At 37.3% G+C, this 22407-nt stretch carries 20 protein-coding genes; 5 read left to right on the top strand and 15 right to left on the bottom strand.

All coding sequences use genetic code 11. The features are described from left to right. The coding region (locus tag ASU31_RS21170; protein WP_157258169.1) for a DUF3606 domain-containing protein at window positions 1-194 on the top strand (194 nt) is incomplete at its 5' end. A gap of 304 nt (window positions 195-498) precedes the next feature. Here ASU31_RS21170 and ASU31_RS21165 read toward each other — a convergent pair. The 7 genes from ASU31_RS21165 to ASU31_RS21140 all read right to left on the bottom strand — a co-directional run bounded on the left by ASU31_RS21165 (window position 499) and on the right by ASU31_RS21140 (window position 8163). Further along, on the bottom strand, window positions 499-819 hold the full coding sequence (locus ASU31_RS21165) for a hypothetical protein (RefSeq protein ID WP_057934260.1): 321 nt from the start codon (window positions 817-819) through the stop codon (window positions 499-501). Further along, window positions 809-940, bottom strand: coding sequence for a hypothetical protein (locus ASU31_RS28015; RefSeq protein ID WP_280739877.1), 132 nt, complete (start codon window positions 938-940; stop codon window positions 809-811). The genes ASU31_RS21165 and ASU31_RS28015 overlap by 11 nt, the downstream gene beginning before the upstream one ends. 220 nt (window positions 941-1160) lie before the next feature. Further along, the gene (locus ASU31_RS21160) at window positions 1161-1742 is read right to left on the bottom strand and encodes an HPP family protein (RefSeq protein ID WP_057934259.1); all 582 of its coding nucleotides are present in this window, start codon (window positions 1740-1742) and stop codon (window positions 1161-1163) included. Window positions 1743-1862: 120 nt separating this feature from the next. Beyond that, window positions 1863-2726 (bottom strand): OmpA family protein, encoded by an 864-nt coding sequence (locus tag ASU31_RS21155; protein ID WP_057934262.1) that lies wholly within the window; start codon window positions 2724-2726, stop codon window positions 1863-1865. A 74-nt stretch (window positions 2727-2800) separates the two neighbouring features. Then, window positions 2801-5311 (bottom strand): beta-L-arabinofuranosidase domain-containing protein, encoded by a 2511-nt coding sequence (locus ASU31_RS21150; RefSeq protein WP_057934258.1) that lies wholly within the window; start codon window positions 5309-5311, stop codon window positions 2801-2803. Window positions 5312-5672: 361 nt separating this feature from the next. After that, window positions 5673-6065, bottom strand: coding sequence for a nuclear transport factor 2 family protein (locus tag ASU31_RS21145; protein ID WP_057934257.1), 393 nt, complete (start codon window positions 6063-6065; stop codon window positions 5673-5675). A gap of 112 nt (window positions 6066-6177) precedes the next feature. Next, window positions 6178-8163 carry a sialate O-acetylesterase gene (locus tag ASU31_RS21140; protein ID WP_057934256.1) on the bottom strand — a complete coding sequence of 662 codons (1986 nt, stop codon included), beginning with the start codon at window positions 8161-8163 and terminating at the stop codon, window positions 6178-6180. Window positions 8164-8382: 219 nt separating this feature from the next. Here ASU31_RS21140 and ASU31_RS21135 point away from each other — a divergent pair, with 219 nt between their 5' ends. Further along, complete coding sequence (locus ASU31_RS21135) at window positions 8383-8697, top strand: RNA recognition motif domain-containing protein (protein WP_057934255.1); 315 nt, start codon at window positions 8383-8385, stop codon at window positions 8695-8697. 290 nt (window positions 8698-8987) lie between these two features. Next, window positions 8988-10241 (top strand): Na+/H+ antiporter, encoded by a 1254-nt coding sequence (locus tag ASU31_RS21130; RefSeq protein ID WP_057934254.1) that lies wholly within the window; start codon window positions 8988-8990, stop codon window positions 10239-10241. Between the two features lie 300 nt (window positions 10242-10541). On the opposite strand, the gene ASU31_RS21125 is transcribed toward ASU31_RS21130, so the two are convergent. From ASU31_RS21125 to ASU31_RS21115, 3 genes are read right to left on the bottom strand one after another with little or no spacing between them, the layout of a single operon-like run. Next, window positions 10542-12218 (bottom strand): sodium/sugar symporter, encoded by a 1677-nt coding sequence (locus tag ASU31_RS21125; protein WP_057934253.1) that lies wholly within the window; start codon window positions 12216-12218, stop codon window positions 10542-10544. Between the two features lie 39 nt (window positions 12219-12257). Continuing rightward, window positions 12258-13409, bottom strand: a complete 1152-nt coding sequence (locus ASU31_RS21120) for a galactokinase (protein ID WP_057934252.1) — start codon at window positions 13407-13409, stop codon at window positions 12258-12260. Between the two features lie 11 nt (window positions 13410-13420). After that, on the bottom strand, window positions 13421-14482 hold the full coding sequence (locus tag ASU31_RS21115) for a UDP-glucose--hexose-1-phosphate uridylyltransferase (protein WP_057934251.1): 1062 nt from the start codon (window positions 14480-14482) through the stop codon (window positions 13421-13423). Between the two features lie 161 nt (window positions 14483-14643). Here ASU31_RS21115 and ASU31_RS21110 point away from each other — a divergent pair, with 161 nt between their 5' ends. Further along, the gene (locus tag ASU31_RS21110) at window positions 14644-15342 is read left to right on the top strand and encodes an NUDIX hydrolase (RefSeq protein ID WP_057934250.1); all 699 of its coding nucleotides are present in this window, start codon (window positions 14644-14646) and stop codon (window positions 15340-15342) included. A 24-nt stretch (window positions 15343-15366) separates the two neighbouring features. Here the strand turns inward: ASU31_RS21110 and ASU31_RS21105 are convergent, their stop codons facing one another. Further along, window positions 15367-16137 carry an SDR family NAD(P)-dependent oxidoreductase gene (locus tag ASU31_RS21105; RefSeq protein ID WP_057934249.1) on the bottom strand — a complete coding sequence of 257 codons (771 nt, stop codon included), beginning with the start codon at window positions 16135-16137 and terminating at the stop codon, window positions 15367-15369. 180 nt (window positions 16138-16317) lie between these two features. Between ASU31_RS21105 and ASU31_RS21100 the strand changes: the two genes are divergently transcribed. Next, entirely contained in the window at window positions 16318-16848 is a 531-nt protein-coding gene (locus ASU31_RS21100) for an OmpA family protein (protein ID WP_057934248.1), read from the top strand. A gap of 126 nt (window positions 16849-16974) precedes the next feature. Here ASU31_RS21100 and ASU31_RS21095 read toward each other — a convergent pair whose 3' ends face one another. The 4 genes from ASU31_RS21095 to ASU31_RS21080 all read right to left on the bottom strand — a co-directional run bounded on the left by ASU31_RS21095 (window position 16975) and on the right by ASU31_RS21080 (window position 22404). Beyond that, window positions 16975-17832, bottom strand: a complete 858-nt coding sequence (locus ASU31_RS21095) for a glycoside hydrolase family 16 protein (RefSeq protein ID WP_057934247.1) — start codon at window positions 17830-17832, stop codon at window positions 16975-16977. Window positions 17833-17957: 125 nt separating this feature from the next. Further along, a complete protein-coding gene (locus ASU31_RS21090) occupies window positions 17958-19190 on the bottom strand; it encodes a DUF4998 domain-containing protein (RefSeq protein ID WP_167346223.1) in 1233 nt (410 codons plus the stop codon). A 25-nt stretch (window positions 19191-19215) separates the two neighbouring features. Further along, window positions 19216-20403, bottom strand: coding sequence for a DUF5000 domain-containing lipoprotein (locus ASU31_RS21085; protein ID WP_057934245.1), 1188 nt, complete (start codon window positions 20401-20403; stop codon window positions 19216-19218). Window positions 20404-20439: 36 nt separating this feature from the next. After that, the gene (locus tag ASU31_RS21080; protein ID WP_209435031.1) at window positions 20440-22404 is read right to left on the bottom strand and encodes a RagB/SusD family nutrient uptake outer membrane protein; all 1965 of its coding nucleotides are present in this window, start codon (window positions 22402-22404) and stop codon (window positions 20440-20442) included. Window positions 22405-22407: the final 3 nt, after the last annotated feature.

Below are 22407 nucleotides of genomic sequence, written 5' to 3'. Positions count from 1 at the left end.
TTCTCATCCAAACCCCGAGCATTAAAGAAGAAATCATCTTATTATCCGAAGAAACAGATCGAAATTATTGGGCTAACCGTTTAGGCGTAAGTTCTGAAGTTTTGAAATCTGCAGTGAGGGCAACAAGAAGCATTATGTTAGATCAAGTTACAGCTTATTTAAACCAGCAAAAGATAAAAATAAGTATTTCCTGATTTTTACATCAGTATAATTATCTGATTAGAAAATTATATTTCATTTAGAGGTATTAACGGTTACCATTGACGGACCCCAGTAGAAAAACCGTCATCCCCGAAGCAAAGCGGAGCGGAGAGATCTTTGAACCATGTTACTGAAAGTTTAAAGATTCTCCATTACGCTACCGATGAAAAATCGGTAAGCTTCAGTCGAAATGACGATATTATTTCTCTTAAATTCACCTGTAATTAATTTTTATACTATAAATTAACCCTCAGGATGACAAATCGATACTAAGATACAGCTTCTTCTATTTTGCAATTAATACTTTAATCTTCCTGTACAATAAGCTAATAGATTAACAGATTCTTTTGAAATTTTCTTTGGGTTAAGGTTATCCCTGATGTTTGCAACTGCAGTCCCAAGCTTCTCTTGCAAAAGATCGAGCATTCCAATTATATTTTCTGGTGCTATGGTTAAGGATAATAAGGGATAATATTTATTCTCCAGATCCTTTTTCTGATTATTTGTCGCCAAATCTAAAGTCCATTCTTCAGTTGCAGAAAAACCATATTCATGCCTTGTATTATTAAGTTCGTACAAAAAAACTTTTGCCTGAACTTTTGGATCGTTACTTGCCATTTTTACCTGGCTTTTTTGCAAATAGATCTATCTCAACCTTTGCCGACTTACCTTTTCCGGATTGATAATCTGAGGGTGTCTTTTTGTTTACACTAGCCTCTTTCTTTTTGTCTCTACTCATTTTTTAAATGTTTACAGTTTGATAAGACCAATCATCATTGCATAAACAATTCGGTGATTGGAATAAAAAATACTCATCTAAATTTAAGATTAGAGAATACCGCAATGGTACATCAGCGAGAGAAAAGCAATGTAATTAGATTATTTAATTACTGACATAATCAAATATACATTTATTAAATGGCTAAATCCGTCATAACAATATAGTTATAGGTAATTGTTTACCTGCGGTATCTGTGCCACACCCTATACCATTTTTTGTTATTGGGATAACTGCGGTAAGAGGTTCTGTTATTGACAATAATAGCCACAATTAACAGGATACAAGCACCTGATAGTACTGGACTTAGCACGTATAAATAACCCAAGGACTGAATTTTAGCAGACCCGATATTGGCGATTAGTGCAGTTGCACCTCCAGGGGGGTGGAGGGTCTTTGTAATCTGCATTAGTACGATCGATAATGAAACAGATAATGCAGCGGCCAACCAAACTTCGCCTGGAATAAGCTTATGAACGGTAACACCTACTATAGCACACACCAGATGGCCGCCGACCAGATTTCTCGGTTGTGCAAGTGGACTATTGATAATACCATAAATGAGTACAGATGACGCACCAAAAGAACCGATTAGAAATAAATTATCATTTGCAGTAAAGTATTTCGAATTAAGTAACCCAATAATACCAACCCCCACAAATGCACCTATAAATGTCCAGAAATGTTCTTTAAAATCGATTAAAGTTTCTTTATAAACGATATATTTTGCTGTGCGAATGTGCTTTCTTATCCGTGTTCTCATAACCTGTACTGGAGCGCGTGCAAAATTAGCAAAATATATAAAAAGGAAAGAGAAAGCTTTACAAATAAAAAAGGGTTGAAAAATTAATTCCAACCCTTTAAACTATTATTATTTCTGATTTTATTTTTGAGACTGTTCAGGCGCTTTTCCAATCAGATCCATAAACTGATCTAATTTAGGTGTAATAATGATCTGTGTACGTCTGTTTTTCGCTTTCCCTCCTGCTGTTGTATTATCGGCAATTGGATTAAATTCACCACGTCCGCCTGCTGTTAATCGCTTAGGATCGACAGCATATTTGGTTTGCAATACCTGAACTACTGACGAAGCACGCAAAGCGCTTAAATCCCAGTTGTTTCGAATATTGGTCTGCGCGATAGGCACATTATCGGTATTACCCTCAATCAGCACATCATAAGTATCGTAATCTTTAATGATTTTAGCAATTTTGTTTAAAGTTTCTCCTGCTTTATCAGAAACTTCGTAACTGCCTGATTTATACAACATATTATCAGCCAAAGAGATATATACTACGCCTTTAAGCACCTGTACATCAACATCTCCCAACTCTTCTTTACTTAATGATCGCGTCAAATTATTAGTCAACACCATATTAAGCGAATCGCTTTTGTTTTTGGCATTTACCAATTGCTTGATGTATTTATTCGAGCTGTTAATTTCATCAACCAGTTTCGAAATGTTAACATTGCCCTGGCTACTAGAATTTAAACATTTGTTCAATGCATCCTGCAATGCAGTTACATTAGCTTTTTCTGAGGCAATCTGTTCTTCTAAACTTTTAACCCTGCTGGTGCTTCCGCTAAGCTCGCGTTGGCTATCCTGGTATTTATTACTTAACTCCTGGTTTCTTTCTCTCAACTTGGAATAGGTATCCTGAAGTTCTGCATATTTCTTATTGCTTACACAACCAGCTGCAAGCGCAAGGGTAAAGAGCATTATTGGAATTGATTTGTATAATTTCATAATCTTATTTTTATTTATTGATAATAGGTTAACAAATTCCTTGCCGCAAAGTTCAATACCGGCCTGAACCAATGTTAAAAAGCGTTAATCTTTACCGAATCGAAGCTAGCCAAAGCTTTATACGCTCTTAATCCTATACTACCTGATTGATATTGACTATCTGTTGCAGAAAGAATAGGTTTTGCAGACCCGTTTATAAAAATATCAAATTCATCTCCCTTCGCCACTATTTTTAAGGTATACATTTTGTTCATTTCAACAGGATATTTTCCTAAACTTATAACGGTCCATTTTTGCCCGTTAGCTTTCCCTAGCAGTACTGTTCCATTGGAGTGATCCAACCCCACGTAATACCCTTTGTAAGCATCGGCCCCAATTGCCGGATTTGAAACCCTGAACATTAAACCTGCATCGCCTGGGGTATTGATTTTAACATTTGCCTGATAAATAAAATCTTTAAAATCTGTTCCATTAGCTACATATTTAGATCCATTTATGCCATAACCACCGGAGCCTGCGTTTGATGCCGAATTAACCTGTCCATCTTTCCAAAACCAGCCACCGCCATAAAAAACCCAATTATTGGCCATTCCCTGATCAAAATTTTCGACCAAAGCCTTATTTATTTTTTTTGGCTGACCGATTACAGGAAAACAGCTTAAGCGTATATTTTCAGATCCATAAGGAACCAAGGTAATTTCTTCCTGCTTTTCGGTTGAGGAAATTGGACTAAAAGGCACATCAAAAGCAGCTACTTTATTGTATCCTAGCGTCCATGACGGAATCTTTTTTGCCTGAACCTTTAATTTAACCGGTGCATTCGCGGCAGTAAAAGGATTTTCGGGCATAGCAGCGCTCACCACACTAACGTTACTTAAATTACCTTTATCTAATACTAAACCATAATTCCACGCCGATTCCGGACGGATTTCGTAATCTGTAAAGCCTGCAACCGAATGTATTTTGGTTACCTTATTTGCTGCCTTAATTTCTAATGCATACACAATAGGCCCACGTTCTATACTAACGGAATTGTTTACTTGGGCATGAGTCGTAATTTGCATCGGGAAATTCAGTTCTAATTGATCCTGATTTTTCCATTCGCGGGATATGGTAAACATTTCACCGGCTTTTACGCCTTTTAATAGCGTTCCATTTAATGTAATACTTGGTTTTACGCTCCAGGCCGGGATTCTTAAAATCAATGGAAAGGATGTAGAAGTGGTAAGCCCTATTTTTAACCTGATCTTTTCTTCGAAGGGGTAATTGGTTTCTTCGGTAATTTTTATTTTTTTATTGCTGGCTACAACAGTTTCTATTTCCATTGGGCCATAGGTAATTACTGCCAAGCCTTTCTCTGGAGTAGCCACTACACTACTTTTCACAAAATAAGGCCAGCCCATGTGCATATTATAGCGGCAGCAGCCATAACCAGAATAAGGACTAGAAACAATACCTGAGCTATAATCTTGATTAAAGCCATGCTCGCCATGAATGCTTTGAACCTGATTGGGTAATGTATAATATGAATGGTTTTTAAAATCGCGGCTAAACTGGGCTGGCAAAGCATTAAAAGCTATTTTTTCCAATTGATCGCCAATTCTTGCATCATGAATAACCTTAGCCGCAGTTTCTAAACTCTGCATCCATTCTACCACTGTACAGGTTTCTACGCCTTCTATGCTGCTTGTACCCGCCAGGAATTCAGTTCCTGAACCTAAACCTTCTGGCTGGCCGTGGTCGTGCATAATGTGCGTTATACCTTTGGAAAGTGCTTCAAGATTAGAAGGACGATCTTGAAGTTGTGCGTAAACTACTGGAAATTTTAAGGCTTGAGCCACATTAACCATATGTTTTGGTTGAAAATCATCACCAAAAAAGTAAAACCCGTTGTTGCTATAAATATCGATCCAAGGATATGCCTGTTGTTTTAATTTTTCTACTAGTTGTAATAAATCCTGATCACCGGTTTTATTGTAAAGCCAAATGGCTATTTCCATATTATCGCCTGCTCTTGATTTACCCCATTCCTTTAATGGATCACCATCAAGGTTAGCCAGTTCATATTTGAAATATTTTGACAGAAAAGGAATTACTCTTTTATCATTTGTGGCCTCGTAATAGCTTTGCAAAGCATACATCATTGGCATGCGTGGCCACCAATCTTTCATTTTCGCCGGGCCGAATAATCCATTGGCTTGTTGGTTGTTTAAAGTCCAATCGATATACTTTTGTGCTTTCGTTTTTAGCATAGGATCGTCTAAGGTATAAGCCAATGCTACTAAACCTTTAACATAATATGGTACCCGCTCCCATCCATTTCCATCGCCTCCCAGCCAATCGGAGTTTTTGCCCAGATTATCTTTTTCCGGGTATAACTCTTCTGCCATTCCCGTTGCACCATCTCTTTGCTGTTCTAGTTGCTTTAATAACCATCCTTTGGCTTTAATACTCCCTATGGGTAATTGCACATAAACATGCTGTTTTAAGGGTGCTTTGTTGAATTCAGTTAAATTCTGGGCATTTAAAGTATGAATAGACAGACAGGAAACCAGAAAATAGATTGAAGTAAATATTCTTTTCATAAAAGGATTATTGGTTAGATAATATTTTATAAAACTAATAAATATGAGCGAATATTAAAACGATTTAGTAACCTTATATTCAAATAATTCTAAAAATACTGTTAAGTTGGCTAAAACAAACCTAAACGCTGAAAATAATAAATTGAAAGATAAAAAATTATACAGTTTGCAAAGCCGGAGGTTTACACCAAGTTGTGATATACACCTATTTTTAACCCTCCATGATAAGCATTGGTCTTCTTCGCCCATCAAGCTTTTGGTTGAAACTGAGATTAGTTCTATATTAGATCTAGAGAGCGTTAATTTAGAATCGGGGGATAGCCATTGGTTATTCCCCGTTCTTATTTTTAAGCAAATTATTTTATACTGTAATGCTTGTACAACTGGCAGAAATTACTTTCCAATCTTCTCTCACCTTACCCCAAACCCTTAACCATTGATATTTGCCGTTAAGTAAAATATTTGAATAACTTCCCTTAATAAAAAGACTTGCAGAAACAATAACAATAGATTCAAAAACACGTATTTCCCGTTTGGACACGTTGATTTTGGTGATTTTGATCATGCCACTCCGGTAGGCATCCAGATCCATCTCTTTATCCAACACATTCCCATACTGATCATGAAAAAGCATTCCATCAGCGAACAATAAATCGAGTGTGTTCAGGTCTGTTCTTTTAAACCCATCTAATAATTTTTCTTCTAGGTCTGCAATCAGGAGAATGGTTTCCTGGTCTGATAAAGTATTTGGCATAATTTCCGGTTAGCCAGTAAAAATATAAAGTAAGCTACAAAGTATAGCGTAACTTTAAATATTGCCTGCATTACACGGGTTTAACCACACACATTGCACAATTTTTTATCAATTATTTCTTTGCAAATGTAAGGCCTTGCCAGGTATCTGTTCTGAATGGTGATGCTGGTAAGCCATCATTACTAATAAGGTTACACACAGGATTATTTCCCCATGCATAACGAACTGCAACAGGATTTGCCACCTGATCGCTGCTTACTATGATTTGGTTCCCCTGGATACTTGCTTTTGCCCAGTAAAACTTCTTATCTGCTCCAGCGATGGCAAAACCGGTCAGTATTGCACCATTTGCGACTTTTAATCCATTTTCTGTATTGCTAAAAGTTAAACGGATCTGTTTTCCTTCTACTTTACTGGATTGATAAACGGGTCCGGAATAGTTTATTTTCTGACCATACGTTTTAGCCAGGGCAATTAAGGCCAACCTTCTACCTACCTCTTGTTTGTTTTTAGGGTGAATATCTTTTGCTTCACCAATATCAATAATGGTAGCCATACCTGTATTTGGCAGTATAAGTGTTTTTTGTTGGGCTTCTCTAAGCTCAGCCCAGGCAGATTCTACAGGCGTATTATCAACCTGCATAAAATTGGCCAATTGAACGAAATAGAAGGGAAAATCTCCCTGTCCCCATTTCTGGCGCCAATCTTTAATCATCGTTGGAAATAATTCGCGGTATTGGTAAGCTCTATCGGCATTACTTTCTCCCTGATACCAAATAGCACCTTTAATTGAAAATTGCAGGTAAGGATGAATCATAGCATTGTATAAAACGGTTGGTCTGTTAGGGCCATTTTCTTCGTAAGGTTTAGCTTCAATATTTTTAAAATCTACTCCCACTTTATATTTCCAGTCGCCAGCTAAAGAAATTTTCTCAGCCGTGTTGTTTGTTAAGCTCAAATCTTTGGCATCACCGTATATACCGCCACCACCGCCACTATCAAAAACCCTAACGGTAATGGTATTCTCACCTGTTTTAAGCAGGTTTGCAGGTATCGTGTATGTTCTCCCAACATTATACCCTACCGTTTCACCTACTTTTACTCCGTTTACGAAGGTAATATCGTTATCATCAATTGTACCTAAATTAAGTTTAGCACCATTTGTTTTCCAGTTTTCGGGGATGTTAATCTTTTTTGTAAACCATACAATGCCATCAAGATTTTTAAGGGCTGCGTCTTCCCACAAAGTTGGCAAAGTCATGCTTTTCCAGTTTGTAGTTTCTGGCAAAGCCCATTTTGTTTCTCCAGCTTGATAACCTGAATCTTTTTCGGCTGTCATTTTAACCCAATTCTGCAATTTTTCTTCGTAAGAAACTGTTGAAGAATTTTTAGCTAATTTTTGGATCTTATCAACTGCGGCAGAAAAATCGGTCATTTTTTTAAGCGATTCGGCACTTGTCCAGGCTTCAGCAATTGTTCCTCCCCAAGAGGTATGGATTAGGCCAATAGGGATTTTAGTTTTTTCATACACTTCTCGTGCGAAGAAATATGCGGTAGAAGAAAATTCGGCAACATATTTCGGACTACATTCCTGCCATCCGCCATTTGCTACTTTAGCATCGTTTATAGGAAAATTGCTGGTAATGTGATCTGCCTGTAATAAACGGATATTTGGATATTTAGCTTCAGCAATTTCTTTTTCACTATTGAGGATTTTCCCCCACCCCGCTAAAGGCATTTCCATATTCGATTGGCCTGAGCAAATCCAAACATCACCTATTAATACATTGTTTAGCACCAACAATTCTCCATCAGAAATGGTGATAGAATATGGTCCGCCGTACCCTGGCGTTGCCACTTTAATTTTCCAATTGCCACTGGCATCGGCAATGGCCCCATAATTAATTTTATTCCACGAAACTGTTATCTTAACCGCTTTACCAGCTGTAGCTTTACCCCAAATGGCCGCATTTGTTTTTTGCTGCAAAACCATATTGTCGCTAAATACTGATGGCAATAAAATTTTTGACTGTACTAGTAGCGAACTGAAGAGGAATAATGCAATAAGGAGTATAGATTTTAACTTAGAGATGCTCATATTTTAACCTATTTTTTGATGATTAGAAAGCGAATGTACATTTTATGTCTGTCAACATCAATATATATGTCTGCTCTTCACAAATTTATGATAAAAATGAAGCAAAATTCATCTAATTATTTTGGGTAAGAATATCATTTTGCTTATTTTGCAGGTCTAAAAGAACAATTCTGGATTTAAGTTTGATTTAACCGGATGTTCTCTCAAATTACTGAATTAATGGTTAAGATTTTTATAGGTGGCCTTCCTGACAATATCCAAGAGATGGATTTGGCAATATTGGTTAGCCTTCATGGTAGGGTAGAAACGATTAAAATTGTTCGCGATAGAGCTACTGGTAAGTGTAAAGGCTATGCTTTTTTAGAAATATACAGTTTACCTGATGCTAAAAATATTGTATCTACCTTAAATGGCGAAACTTTTAAAGGCAATGTAATTACAGTTAAAATATCGGAAGAGGAAAGTGGTGTTCAAGCGGCAAAGCCAAAAACCAACCAACCTTTTAAAAGCAAAAGGCCTAGGCTACAGCGCTAATTCACTTTTAATCTATACTTTTCATTCCTCCCCTGTAATTTTTCGTATTATAAAACGGTATTATCTCGTTTTAGCAATGCATCCATGCTTTCTTTTTTATTGTATCATTAAGAATTGAAGGACATTAAGGTTTTCTCCTTCTAATTTATCTGCATTTATCGCAGTAGAATTCTAGACATTCCCCTCTTTTCATCGATTAATTTATTTCGGTCAGAAACTTTTTAATTCAGTTCTAAACCTATATTTTGCATTAAGTGTTTCGACATCTATTAAAAACACGTTTTGCAGATATGGAAAATTATGCCATTGTAATATTTATTTTAGCTGTGATGATTGGCCTTTCTGCCATTGCTGATCGAATTAAAATCCCCTATCCTATTTTATTGATTATAGCTGGAATAGCAGTGGGTTTTGTTCCATCTTTACCGCCAATTGATATTAATCCTGAAATTATATTTTTGATATTTCTACCGCCATTGCTTTATGATGCCGCTTTTAATATCTCATTCAAGGAATTTAAAACCAATATCAACACCATATTTACACTGGCCATTACGCTGGTTTTTATCACCGCTATTGGTATTGCTGTAGTGGCACACTACCTGATTCCGGGGATGAGCTGGCCGGTATCTTTTGTATTAGGTGCAATTCTTTCTGCTACTGATGCAGTTGCTGCCATGAGTATTACCAAAGGATTAGGTTTATCTCACAAAACCAATACCATATTGGAGGGGGAAAGTTTAGTTAACGATGCTTCTGCACTTGTAGCCTATCGTTTTGCGGTTGCCGCGGTAACAGGAACAGCCTTTGTATTTTGGAAGGCATCGCTTGAATTTGCTGCTTTAATGGTTGGTGGATTCCTAATCGGCATGGTGATGTCGAAAATTCTCGCCTTCATTATTAAAAGAATCCATAGTAACCGTTTGGCTACCATCAGCTTTATGTTATTGATGCCTTTTGTTACCTATTTAATTGCAGAACAAGTACATGTTTCTGGTGTTATTGCAGTTGTTATTTTAGGATTGGGCATTTCGAGGTTCAGCAACAAAGTATTTCCGGAGCAACTTAAAAACCAATCAAAAAACATTTGGAACATCATTATTTTTTTATTGAATGGGTTGATTTTCATTTTAATTGGGCTACAATTCCCTTATATATACAAAAACATTAACAGCGCCGATATTTTACCTTACATAGGTTATTCAATGGTGATTACGATTGTTGCACTGTTGTTAAGAATGGCACGTGTTTTCCTGCAAAAATTCAATCTTCAAAAAGCCTTTCAGAAAGGGAAACACCGCATTACTGAGGGTGCATTGCTTGATTTCAAGAATAGTTTGATCATCAGCTGGTCGGGTATGAGGGGTATTGTTTCATTGGCTATTGCAATTGGGCTACCAGCTACTTTATCGGACGGAAGTGCATTTCCACAGCGCAATGCTATTATATTTATATCGGTTGTAGTGGTACTGTTTACCTTAATCGGACAAGGACTTACCTTGCCGTGGTTGGTGAAGAAATTGGCTACTGAAGAGGATTATTAACGTGGGTTAACCATTAAGTAATGAAGAAAATTAAGGTTTAAAGGCCAAAATTTAAATGTGAGCGTCCTCTTTAACTTGTTTTAACAGGAAAGATACTGATCCCGAAGATTCGGGACAGCATCACGATTACAAGAGAGATTCGTCTTCCTGAACTTATTTCGGGATCTTTTACGACGGTTAGTTTTATCATTAAAGAATTAAAAACATTAAGGTTTAAATTTAAAAGTAATCGGATATTTTAAACGAAAAAAGGGATAAAATCTAATGACTTTATCCCTTTCCTATTTTATGCACTATCGTTTACCAATATACACTATAAAGTGCAACTAATAATCCGATGATGATTAAAGCTCCTACTGCAAAACTGGTAGAGGTTTTGAACATTTTAGCATCAATGGCTAATCCTTTAGCTTCTGCCTTAACTTTGTTGCTCGCTAAACTGATAATAACCATACCAAGGATACAGAATACAAATACAAAGCCCATCCGATCTAAAAATGGAATTTCGTAAACACCTGTTGCATTTTTAACAGAGAAACCCATTCCTGATAACCATGAAAGATCTGTAAGTTTAGGTAAGAATTTAAGCAAAATCGACAAACCGAAACCACCGATGGTAGCGAATAGTGCTGCACTTGAAGTTGTTCTTTTCCAAAAGAAACCCAAAATAAACATGGCAAAAATACCCGGAGAAACAAAACCTGTATACTCCTGGATATATTGGAAACCACCTTTTTTATCGATTCCTAAATGTGGTGCAATTAATACGCCAAGAATCATCGCTACAATAATCGAAATCTTACCTGTTGTTACTAAATTTTTCTCAGTAGCATCGGTCTTTAATACTTTTTTGTAAATATCCAGCGTAAAAATAGTTGCAATACTATTTGCTTTACCAGCCAAAGAGGCTACCACTGCAGCAGTTAATGCTGCGAACGAAAGTCCTTTTAATCCGGCAGGCAGTAAATTCAGCAATACCGGATATGCACGATCTGGATTTACTGATCCATCTTGCAGCATTTCCGCTTGAAAGGCGCCATCTTTATATAAAACATAAGCTGCAATACCTGGTAACACAACAATAATTGGCATTAACAATTTTAAGAATGCAGCAAAAAGAATACCTCCGCGGGCAGTCTCCAGGTTAGCACCCAGAGCACGTTGAGTAATGTATTGATTACAGCCCCAGTAATTTAAGTTCACAATCCACATACCACCTACAAGCACACTTAAGCCGGGTAAATCGATGTAATTTTCGTTATCTGGTTTTAAAATCATGTGAAAATGTTCAGAAGCTTTTGAAGTCATTAAACTATAGCCTTCAAAAATACCTGTTGTTCCATAATGGGTAGAAACTAAGTTTAAAGCCAAATAGGTAGTGGCCAAACCACCGAGAATTAAGAAAAACACCTGGATAACGTCGGTATATCCAATAACTTTCATTCCGCCAAGCGTAATAATAATGGCAAAACCTGCAATGGCGTACATACAGAAACTTAAATCGAAACCAGAAATACTGCTTACCGCTAAAGCACCTAAGTAAAGGATCGAGGTTAAGTTAACTACCACATAAAGTAATAACCAGAAAACAGCCATAATCATGGCTACCGTTCCGTTATAACGCTGATGTAGGAATTGTGGCATTGTAGCAATTTTGTTTTTCAGGTAAACCGGAATAAAGAATACCGCAACAACCACTAAGGTTAATGCGCCCATCCATTCGTAGGTTGCAATGGCCAATCCCATTTTAAAACCTGATCCGCTCATACCGATAAACTGCTCTGCAGAAATATTAGATGCAATTAACGATGCGCCGATTGCCCACCAGGTTAAAGAGCCTTCAGCAAGAAAATAATCTTTAGAACCCGTAGATTCTGACTTTTTCTTGTTGTAAATGTAGAGCCCATAAGCGGCCACAATAACGAAGTAAATTGCAAATACAATGTAATCCTTCGTGTCTAATAAGTTATTTTTCATTGATTTATTTTGGTTAGTATACCTTGGGTTATTTAAATTTTAGCTGTATAAGCTGGTTCCATTATCAGTTTGAACGGTGTAGGAACCAAGCTTGAGTCCGAACTGCAATAAATATTTTGAAGATAACGCTTCAATTAAATCAGCGATTTTTTCTTCCTTAACAATATTGATGGTACAACCACCAAAACCACCGCCCATCATCCTGGCGCCTAACACATAATCAAGAGGTTTAACCGCATCAACCAGGAAATCTAATTCTTTACAGCTCACTTCGTAATCTTTGCTTAAGCCCTCATGGGTTTCGAACATCAGGTTGCCCAAACCCTGCAGATTACCATTTTCCAGTTGCTCCGCAGCGGTTAATAAACGACCGATTTCTTTCACTACAAAACTACATTTGGTGTAAACCTCCAGATCTTTTGGCTTAACATGAGTTTCTAACATGGTTAAATCCACATCGCGAAGCGTACTTACATTTGGGTAATGCTCCTTTATCCAGGCAACACCTTGTTCGCACTGCGATCTTCTTTTGTTGTAGGCAGAATCGGCAAGTGCATGTTTTACATTCGTATTTAAAAGCAAAAGTTTATATCCATCGAGTTTTAAAGGAATGTAAATGTGTTTCATCGATCTGCAATCGAGCATAATGGCCTGATCTTTCTTACCAAATACAGAGGCAAACTGATCCATAATACCACAGTTAACACCAGCAAAAGTCTGCTCTGCCTTTTGTGCAATCAATGCGATATCCATTTTAGGGATGGAAAGCGAAAAAAGTTGATCAAGTGCAAAACCGGTAGCACATTCTACAGCGGCTGACGATGATAAACCAGCGCCCAATGGCACATCACCATCGATATAAAAGTTAAAGCCGCCTAATTTATAACCTCTTTCTTTTAACTGATCAGCAACGCCCAAAATGTAGTTGGCCCAACTGTTTTCTGATTTATTTAGATCTTTTATCGATGAAATATCAAACTGCTGGTAGCTTTCAGAAAATAAATGTATTTCATCATCTTCTCTTTTTGATATGGCAACATAAATGGCTTTATCAATAGCAGCTGGCATTACAAAACCACCATTATAATCGGTATGCTCGCCAATAATGTTTATCCTTCCAGGTGAGCGGACCAAAATCGGCTCAGCATTGAAAAGCTTTTTAAAAGTATTTTTTAAATCTTGTGCATTCATTATTTAATATTTTAGTCTTCGGTTTTGTTGGTTTTATAGTGAATTGCAGACATTTCTTTTAAACGGTTTGCGGCAAACTCAGGCGTAATATCGCGCTGAGGGTTAGCCAACATTTCGTAACCTACCATAAATTTTTTAACTGATGCCGAGCGCAACAATGGCGGATAAAAATGCATGTGCCAATGCCATTCAGGGTAATATCCGTTGTTTACTGGTGCCTGATGCATGCCTGCTGAATATGGAAAAGAGGTTTCGAACAGGTTATCGTATTTGGTTGTTAATAGCTTAATGGCTTCGGCTAACGATTTCTTTTCTGCTTTGGTAAATAATTTAATGCTATTTACATGGCGTTTACTGATAATCATGGTTTCGTAAGGCCAAACTGCCCAAAAAGGAACAAGTACAGCAAAATGATCGTTTTCGAATATAATACGCTCTTTTTTCTTTTGCTCCAGTTTTAAGTAATCGCCAAGCAAACTTCTTCTGTGAATAGCATAGTATGTTTTCTGACGTTCGGTTTCTTTAGCAATTTCTAATGGAATATCGCTCTGCGACCAGATCTGACCATGTGGGTGTGGATTACTACAGCCCATTATTTCGCCTTTGTTTTCGAAAATCTGAATGTATTTGATCCAATCATTTTCAGCAAGGCTATTAAATTCATTTTGCCAAACATTTACCACAGCAGTTATGGCTTCGACACTCATTTCAGGAAGTGTGAGATTGTGTTTCGGACTAAAACTGATCACCCTGCAAAGCCCTCTCTGATTATTGGCTACCAATAAATCATCTTCATTCATATTACCAGCAGGCGTATCTTCAAGCAACGCAGCAAAGTCATTGTTAAATACAAAGCTTTCGGTATATTCTGGATTGCTATCGCCATCTGCCCTGCCATTACCAGGACATAAATAACATTTAGGGTCATATTCCGGACGGTTATCTGGCGTTACATCTTCAATCTTACCCTGCCAAGGCCTTTTAGTACGGTGCGGAGAAACTAAAACCCATTCGCCAGTTAATATATTTAACCTGGTGTGTGGATTACTATCGAGTTCGAATGTTTGGTTCATTTTATATTTTCAATTGGTTAGAGAAAAGGAAGCATTTAGCTTAATCTATCTAAACCGCCAAATTATAAAATTAATATTAATTGTCAAAACGACAATTAATATTAATTTTTATTTTCGTGAAAATTTGAACATATTAAGCCCTTTAAAATCTCGGATAAAAAATGATTGAATATTCTGGGCAGCCACATTATCTGGTTGCTGTTGATTGCATCGTGTTTGGGTTTGACGGTGAACACCTTAAAATTCTGTTGGTTAAGCGGGGTTTAGAGCCCGAAATAAACAAATGGAGTTTAATGGGTGGTTTTGTGGGTGCAAATGAAAGTCCGGACGATGCAGCGAACAGGGTACTCAAAAAGATGACAGGTTTGGAAGGTGTTTACCTGGAGCAGATGCAGATTTATGGAGAACCTGGCCGCGACCCAATCGAAAGAACACTTTCTGTTGGATACTTTGCCCTTATTGATATCCATAAATATGAGGCACAGTTAAATGATGATTACGAAGCTGAATGGTTTTTGATCAACGATCGGCCAAAACTTATTTTTGATCATGACCAAATGGTTGCTGATGCCCGAAAAAAATTAAGGTACAAGGCTGCCCTCCATCCTATTTTATTTGAAATGCTCCCTAAAAAATTCACCATCCCACAATTGCATATTCTTTTTGAGGAAGTAAACGATACTAAAATCGATACCAGAAATTTCAGCCGTAAAATTACCTCGACTGGATTATTGATTAAGCTGGCCGAAAAAGATAGAACAGGTTCTAAAAAAGGGGCATTCTACTTTAAACTAGATAAGAAGAAATACAATGCTAATTCGCAGGCATTCTTAAACTTAATGCCAAATTTAAAGATTTAAATTAAATTTCATCATACGATTAGCCTATTGTTCTTCATAATGATAGGTTAATCCTCCATCTACAAAATAAGTTGATCCGGTTACATAAGCGGCATCATCAGAAGCAAGGAAAGCCACTACTGCTGCCACATCTTCTACCTTACCCATTCGTTTTAAGGGGATATTTTGAAGTACTTTTTCCAGCTGTTCTATATTGTTCAATAAATCTTGATTAATTGGTGTTGAAACAGCTCCCGGCGCTACATTGTTAATCCTGATATTAAACCGGGCTAATTCTGAAGCGAGATTTCTGGTTAACATCTTTAAGCCTCCTTTACTTGCACAGTATGCAGCAAAATGTGGAAATGCGATTTCTTCGTGTACAGAACTCATATTGATTACAGTTCCAGCTACCTTACTTTTTCTACAGTAATTTACAAACGACTGGATGCTAAAAAAAACACCTTTTAAATTTGTATTCATGATCAGGTCGTAATCTTCTTCCGTAACTTGCCAAAAGTTGGCCTTTTTTTCTACGCCCGCATTATTTACCAAAATATCTAAATGGCCAAATACGGCTATGGCATCAGTTATCAATTTAGTGGCTTCTTTGGCTTTACTTAAATCGGCCTCCAAAAAAGTTGCTTTTCTATCCATGTCCTGTATTTCTGCAATAAGTTTTTCGCCCCTTTCATCAAATTTATGGCCATTTAAAATAATATCACAGCCATCTTTGGCCAACCTTAAGGCACATGCCGCGCCAATTCCCTGGCTGCTTCCGGTAATTAAAGCGATTTTGTTTTCAAAACGGTTCATAGTAAAATGTTATAATACATAAAGGAAATTGATATGAATATGTTTGAGTAAAATTGAAGTTAAATTAGGCGGATTAACTTATTAAATATAACTTCTTCAAAAAAACACCGTTATAGCTGTAATCATTTATTAGTATGTTTGGGCAACAAACACACAGTAAACTTAAATTAATATTAAAACATGAACATTACCAAGAACCTTTTATTTACTACGCTCCTAGCTTTGTTTACCCTTACAATGTACTCTTGTAAAACAAAAAAACTGGTAGCAAAACCTGCTCCAGCACCTGTTGAAAAGCCAGCACCACCAGTAGAGGAGAAAAAACCTGCGCCTGCCCCAGAGAAAGAAGAAGCTCCGGCACCCGCTGAAAAACCCAACTTCAACTTAGACAATATCCAGTTTGAGTTTAATTCGTTTGTACTTAAAACATCATCATTCGCTATCTTGGATAAAGCAGTGGCGGAAATGAAAAAATCGCCTACCACCAAATTTGTACTTAACGGGCATTCATCTGCTGAGGGTACACCCGACCACAATATGCAACTCTCTATCGACCGTGCAAATGCCGTAAAATCGTACTTTATAAACGCAGGTTTAAATGGAAATAATTTCACTGTTGTTGGTCATGGCGAAAAAGAACCAATCAGCTCGAACGATAGTGAAGAAGGTAGAATGGTGAACAGAAGAACTGAAATAAAAGTTCAGAATTAATCTTTAAAATATAATAGAAAGAGCCATGGTTTAATTTCCATGGCTCTTTCTTATTTACAACCCGGTCGTCCTACCGGACTTGTTTCAGCCCTTTGACTGCACTCAGGGTGACAAATGGAAAGGCATCTATTTCTGATACACCCTAACATAATCGACTTCCATCCTATTGGGGAATTTAGTATCATTTAAAGGGCCACCGTTCATACCACCCATTGCCAGATCGAACAAGATGTAATGTTCTTGTTTAAAAGGATGAAAATCTGAACCATCATCATTTTTAAGGTCGCTTAAATTGGTTTTATTAAGGAGCATGCCATCAACAAACAGACTAATGGCTTTCTCATCCCAATCCATGCGCCATACATGAAATTCAGCTGCCCATTTTTTTCCGCCCAATTCGGTTACGGATTTTTTATTACTAAACCATTTCGCCTTTTTATCGGGTCCTAAACTTGCGATATTGGCCAATAATTTTCCCCGGTAGTATTCCATAATATCGATTTCACCGTTCGCAGGCCAGCGGCCTTTTACGCCCAATGTCCAGAATGCCGGCCAAAGTCCATCTGAAATGTCGATCTTTCCTCTCATTTCGAATCGACCATACTGCCAGCTTTGTAAACCTTTGGTAATGATACAGGCTGAAGTATATTCAATCTCTTTTGGTTTTTTACGCCATTCGTTACTTCCTTCTACATATAACGGGTTAGGTTTTACTTCTTTCCGTGCTTCGATAATCAGCTTACCATTTTTGCAGAAAGCATTTTCGGGCTGATACCATTGTAGCTCTTCATTACGGACAAAACCTTTCTCATAATCCCAATTGACTGGATCGGGGGCACCATCTTTGTTAAATTCATCATTCCAAACCAGTTTATAGCCTTCTTTAGCATAATCATTTGAAAAATCCTGATGCTTGTTTATGGCGCAGGATTGGATGAAAATAGCTAGAAATAAAACAAAACTGATCTGAATTTTATTTTGCATAGATGGTTTCTTCGATCGACTAATTTAACGATATAACAGTAAAAAAATGGTTATGCTTGGTAGAAATCAGCATTAGCAATCTTTAAATTTTACTTCTTCAGATTGCTAATGCATTACAACACTTATTATAAATAATTGATTTTATAGAGTTTAACTGATGCTATTTTTGCATATTGCCCGGTACTACCTGTCCCAGTTAACGATGCAGCAAAACCTAAAGAAACCTGTTTTGACTGAAGCAGTTCAAAATTAAGTGTCTTACTTTCCAGATTAGAAAAGGCAATACTTGAACTTGTGATATTTGCTACATTCGGTATGGTAGTTCCTTCTGCAACGGTAAGGTACCTAGATCCGCCTGCGTTAAAATCAGTCATTACGATTTCAAAACGATAATTACCAGCTGGGAGACTAACCGTTTGATATATTTTACCATCGGTAACGTTAGGCAATCCCCAACCTGCTTCGAGTGATATGTAACCGACGTTACTTTTCTTCTCATACCCACCGAAACCGCTTGCATTTTTTACAGATGCACTTGTAATCCAATCGCTTAAAATCCCCCATCTGTTGCCACTGTTAATAGAAGAAAAGCTTACGTTAGGACCAACATTTTTTAAATATGTTGAGGTTACATCTACTTTAATAAACTTCGGAACATATAAACTTGTATAATCGGTATAAAATGTATCAACACTTAAAGTATCGGGCAAGAATAGCGTACGATATTTAATCGTCCCTTTTTCTTTAAAATTTGCCAGGGTAAAGTTGTTTGTGTTAATTGGTATCCTTACCGTTTTGTTGGCATTCGCATTATCTGTATAAATCACCTCTGTAGCGAACACCCCACTTACTCTGTCCATTCCTCCCAACTCGAGTGTTGTTACCCCATTTTCATTTGTAAATGCTGAATTTATTGCTCTATTCGATAGGGTAACCTGATATCGATCTCCATATACCCTACCCGTTTTATATACCGGAATAGATTTATTACCAGCACCATCATAAGTATAGATGATGAAATTTTGCACCCCTTCTTTCATGTTGTTAATGAAGAATTTAAGGGTATCAACATTTGGTGTTCGAGTGACCGGAATAATTACCGAATCTGCCTTGTTGTTCCAATACACTACACATTTTTTAACTTTCGGATCTGCAATAAACAGACCGTTTATTAATACACGATACTTACCGGAATTGATTTTAACAGAATCTAATTTACCTGTGTACGAGATCTCCCCACCTTCAATAAACTTTTTGTAATCGTCTTTTTTAGTACAAGCAGCTATTGCTGTAATTAATAAAAGTGCTACTCCCAATTGACATAGCCGTATGTTAATTTTTTTAGAAATTCTTTTCATCTTAATTTTATTTAGCGTTATCATATTACCTAGGATCACCATAAAGCTGAATTTCTCCAATAGCCATAAATGTTGTTCCTTGCCAGTTTTTTAAGCTTTTAATACGGATGTATCGTACTTTAGGAATGCCGGCATCGAAAGTATAATTTAAGCCTGCAGCACCGGTGGTATTATCTTCTGCAGTATTAACGCCATAGGCACTACCTGATGGTTTTATAGATTTAAATGTACCTAACTTGGTCCAATTTGTAAAACTACCATCTGATGGCGGATTATCTGTTCCCCATACCTCGAAGTCTAACAAGTTACCGCCATAATAATAGGTACGGCCATTTAGATACTCAGGATAATCCCATATTACGATGCGGCTTAATGAAGATAGTTTACCAATATCAAAAGTAACCCATTGAGGAGTTAAAACTCCAGAGCTCGTCATTAATACCCTTGGCCAGCCATTTGTATCTCCATCCCACATACCAGCAATTGAAGTCGAGGTGTTCAAGGCCACATCGCTTGGCAATGTAACGGCCTTATAACCTGATTTTGGAATAACCGCTTCATAAAGTGGTGTCAATGTAGTGTATAAGGTATCGCTATAGTTTAACCACCTATCTCTAATGGTAATGGCAAACTTGCGTTCAATAGGATCATATCCTCTTATCGCCTGGTCTATATCTACAATTGAGGTATAAATATTTTTAGAAGTGGGTACGAGTTTACCTTTACTATCTTCTGTTAAGATTTCTATCGCCAAATCTGCTTTAGCAATGTTTTTTGCAGTAAATCTCAATCCTCCAAAATCAGCTTGCGCTTTAATACTTCTAAACACTCCCCAAATCGGATTTTCGAGGGGTTTTACCTTTACACTTACCGGAGCAGACTCTATTTCGCTTCTTGTAACTGCATAAAGTTTTACTTCATGTTCTTCTGTATCTCCAAAACCTTCCACCTTTAAAGTATTTCCGTAATAAGAAGCTTTTACTTCCATCACACGTCCTGAGGCCAGGGTATAAACAGCTTTTACATAAAGTAGATTATTATTATTGGGCACCGCATAAGTTAAAGTTGCATTACCTGGCCCAGCAACCCATTTCACATTAGAAACGGCACCAGGAACATCTGTATTTTTTTCGAGGGGTTCAAGTTCATCAACCTTACAACCTGCAACTAAAATTATCAGAGTTGATAATAATAGTACAAAATTTAATTTCATTGTGTTCATATTTGAAAATGTTATTTGGTTTACAAATTACCAACCTGGATTTTGAACCAGTTTGGGATTTACAGTGATATCATAATTTCTAATTGGTGCCAAATAATCGCGCGGAGCAACAAAATTTTGTGTATAAATCGTCCTTACTCTATAATAATCTAAGGTATTGGCCTGGAAAACACTCCAACCTGTTATAGCCTGATTGAATACTTCGCCTGCTTTCTTCCACCTTTTCATATCCCAATAGCGACTGCCTTCGAAAGCGAGCTCAATTCCTCTTTCCTGGTGGATAATTTCTCTCAAACCGTCTTTGGTTGTTGGTTTATTAGGATTATTGGAAAAACTATTCCACGATTCTACCACACCTGCCAAACCTGCCCGTTTTCGAATTCGATCTACATATTCAAACACATCATTTACGGGCCCCTGACTTTCGTTTAAGGCTTCTGCATACATGAGATATAAATCTGCCAGTCGTATTTGCGGCCAAGGATAGTCGCGATAGGAAACACCATTGGTACTGTTCGTCATGTTCCAGTCTACCAATTTTTTAATATAATAACCTGTTTCATTGTAAAAGCCAACGTGTGTAGCGCCTGCTAACTGAGTGTACTTCCCTTCAACAACCCATGTATTTTCATCAGAGTTAGAAGGACTATCGTATTTGTACCAAACGCCACCATCAAAACCAAGAGCAGCATAAAAGCGTGGTTCGCGATCAAAGTTTACGCGGGCAGTTTCATAACCAACTTTTACATAAAAGCGTTCTTTATCTACAGCAGTTCTTAAACTGTATCTATTCGAAAAGTTTAATACCTTGTCTTCATTAATAGGCACTCCATTGCTTGAATAAAACATTTCGGCAATTTTAAGCGGAGCAGCCAACTGCATTCTTGCATCACCGCTTGCCCCACCTGAAGCAAGTTTAGGCATAGCTACCCGTTGTAGCATATCTGCCCTAGTGTTTGGGTTTGCCCAAACATGTTCGATATTCCACCGTTCGGTAATCGAACTTCTCAATGTTAACTGCAAGTTCGTGGTATCGGAAAGTTTAAAGGTTGATCCTGGGAACTTGTATAATGCAGCACCTGCTTGTTCCGCAGCATCAATAGCTATCTTAGCAGCATCAGCAGCACTTTTCCATTTAGCAGCACTATAAGCCGATGGAATTAGATTTACACCATCACGGTCTTTGAAATTGGCATAATCCTGATTGCCGTTAAACAATGGGCTTGCCGCAAGTAATAATAGTTTTGCCTTTACAGCCAAAGCTATAGGTCTGGTTATCCTTCCCAGCTCTGTAGTCCTGTCTGTAATAATCGGTGGCAGATTCGTTGTAGATTCATCTATCAATCCAGAAATATAAGCCACACATTCGTCAAATGGTTTACGTTTAATCCGTACATCATCTTCTGGAGCACTGATATCTATATTCTGATCTACTAACGGAATCGGCCCATACATCCGCAACAGGTAATAATGGTAATACGCTTTTAAGAAAGTAACCTCAGCTATCCAACGGGCACGCTCGTCGGGTCTTAAATCTCTTACTTTACTTTCATCTTTTACATTTTCTAAAAAGATATTACAATTTCTTATTCCTTTCCATAAACCATAATTATCGCCTGGTCCTCCGCCTTGATAATTACCATTCCATGCATTCATATAGGGATTGGCAGCATTTTGTCCGCCCCTTGCACCGCGCCAGGCATAAGATACAAAATCCCATTCCTGAGTTGGAACCCAAAGTTCATCGCCAGAAAGTAAACCGACGTTATAGAACGGGTCGCCGTCTTTTGGCAAAAAAGAGTAACAGGTAAACAGGTATTTTTCTGCTTCTGTTCTCATGGTGAAAGCATTATCTATGGTAGCAACGTTATCGGGCACTATATCTAAATATTTTTTACATGCTGACATGGTACATATAGCACTTACAAAACACAAAGTGATAAGTATATCCTTAACGCTATCTTTTATTTTGTTTATCGTAATATTTTTCATTTT

The organism is Pedobacter ginsenosidimutans (genome assembly GCF_001442625.1).
Classification (GTDB): domain Bacteria; phylum Bacteroidota; class Bacteroidia; order Sphingobacteriales; family Sphingobacteriaceae; genus Pedobacter; species Pedobacter ginsenosidimutans.
Note: the sequence above shows the minus strand (reverse complement) of the source record. Positions and strands in the feature narration are given on the sequence as shown.

What these genes read in the sequence shown, in the direction of transcription:
- ASU31_RS21165 (WP_057934260.1), bottom strand. Translation starts at nt 819, where the DNA reads ATGGCAAGTAACGATCCAAAAGTTCAGGCAAAAGTTTTTTTGTACGAA.
- ASU31_RS28015 (WP_280739877.1), bottom strand. Translation starts at nt 940, where the DNA reads ATGAGTAGAGACAAAAAGAAAGAGGCTAGTGTAAACAAAAAGACACCC.
- ASU31_RS21160 (WP_057934259.1), bottom strand. Translation starts at nt 1,742, where the DNA reads ATGAGAACACGGATAAGAAAGCACATTCGCACAGCAAAATATATCGTT.
- ASU31_RS21155 (WP_057934262.1), bottom strand. Translation starts at nt 2,726, where the DNA reads ATGAAATTATACAAATCAATTCCAATAATGCTCTTTACCCTTGCGCTT.
- ASU31_RS21150 (WP_057934258.1), bottom strand. Translation starts at nt 5,311, where the DNA reads ATGAAAAGAATATTTACTTCAATCTATTTTCTGGTTTCCTGTCTGTCT.
- ASU31_RS21145 (WP_057934257.1), bottom strand. Translation starts at nt 6,065, where the DNA reads ATGCCAAATACTTTATCAGACCAGGAAACCATTCTCCTGATTGCAGAC.
- ASU31_RS21140 (WP_057934256.1), bottom strand. Translation starts at nt 8,163, where the DNA reads ATGAGCATCTCTAAGTTAAAATCTATACTCCTTATTGCATTATTCCTC.
- ASU31_RS21135 (WP_057934255.1), top strand. Translation starts at nt 8,383, where the DNA reads ATGGTTAAGATTTTTATAGGTGGCCTTCCTGACAATATCCAAGAGATG.
- ASU31_RS21130 (WP_057934254.1), top strand. Translation starts at nt 8,988, where the DNA reads ATGGAAAATTATGCCATTGTAATATTTATTTTAGCTGTGATGATTGGC.
- ASU31_RS21125 (WP_057934253.1), bottom strand. Translation starts at nt 12,218, where the DNA reads ATGAAAAATAACTTATTAGACACGAAGGATTACATTGTATTTGCAATT.
- ASU31_RS21120 (WP_057934252.1), bottom strand. Translation starts at nt 13,409, where the DNA reads ATGAATGCACAAGATTTAAAAAATACTTTTAAAAAGCTTTTCAATGCT.
- ASU31_RS21115 (WP_057934251.1), bottom strand. Translation starts at nt 14,482, where the DNA reads ATGAACCAAACATTCGAACTCGATAGTAATCCACACACCAGGTTAAAT.
- ASU31_RS21110 (WP_057934250.1), top strand. Translation starts at nt 14,644, where the DNA reads ATGATTGAATATTCTGGGCAGCCACATTATCTGGTTGCTGTTGATTGC.
- ASU31_RS21105 (WP_057934249.1), bottom strand. Translation starts at nt 16,137, where the DNA reads ATGAACCGTTTTGAAAACAAAATCGCTTTAATTACCGGAAGCAGCCAG.
- ASU31_RS21100 (WP_057934248.1), top strand. Translation starts at nt 16,318, where the DNA reads ATGAACATTACCAAGAACCTTTTATTTACTACGCTCCTAGCTTTGTTT.
- ASU31_RS21095 (WP_057934247.1), bottom strand. Translation starts at nt 17,832, where the DNA reads ATGCAAAATAAAATTCAGATCAGTTTTGTTTTATTTCTAGCTATTTTC.
- ASU31_RS21090 (WP_167346223.1), bottom strand. Translation starts at nt 19,190, where the DNA reads ATGAAAAGAATTTCTAAAAAAATTAACATACGGCTATGTCAATTGGGA.
- ASU31_RS21085 (WP_057934245.1), bottom strand. Translation starts at nt 20,403, where the DNA reads ATGAAATTAAATTTTGTACTATTATTATCAACTCTGATAATTTTAGTT.
- ASU31_RS21080 (WP_209435031.1), bottom strand. Translation starts at nt 22,404, where the DNA reads ATGAAAAATATTACGATAAACAAAATAAAAGATAGCGTTAAGGATATA.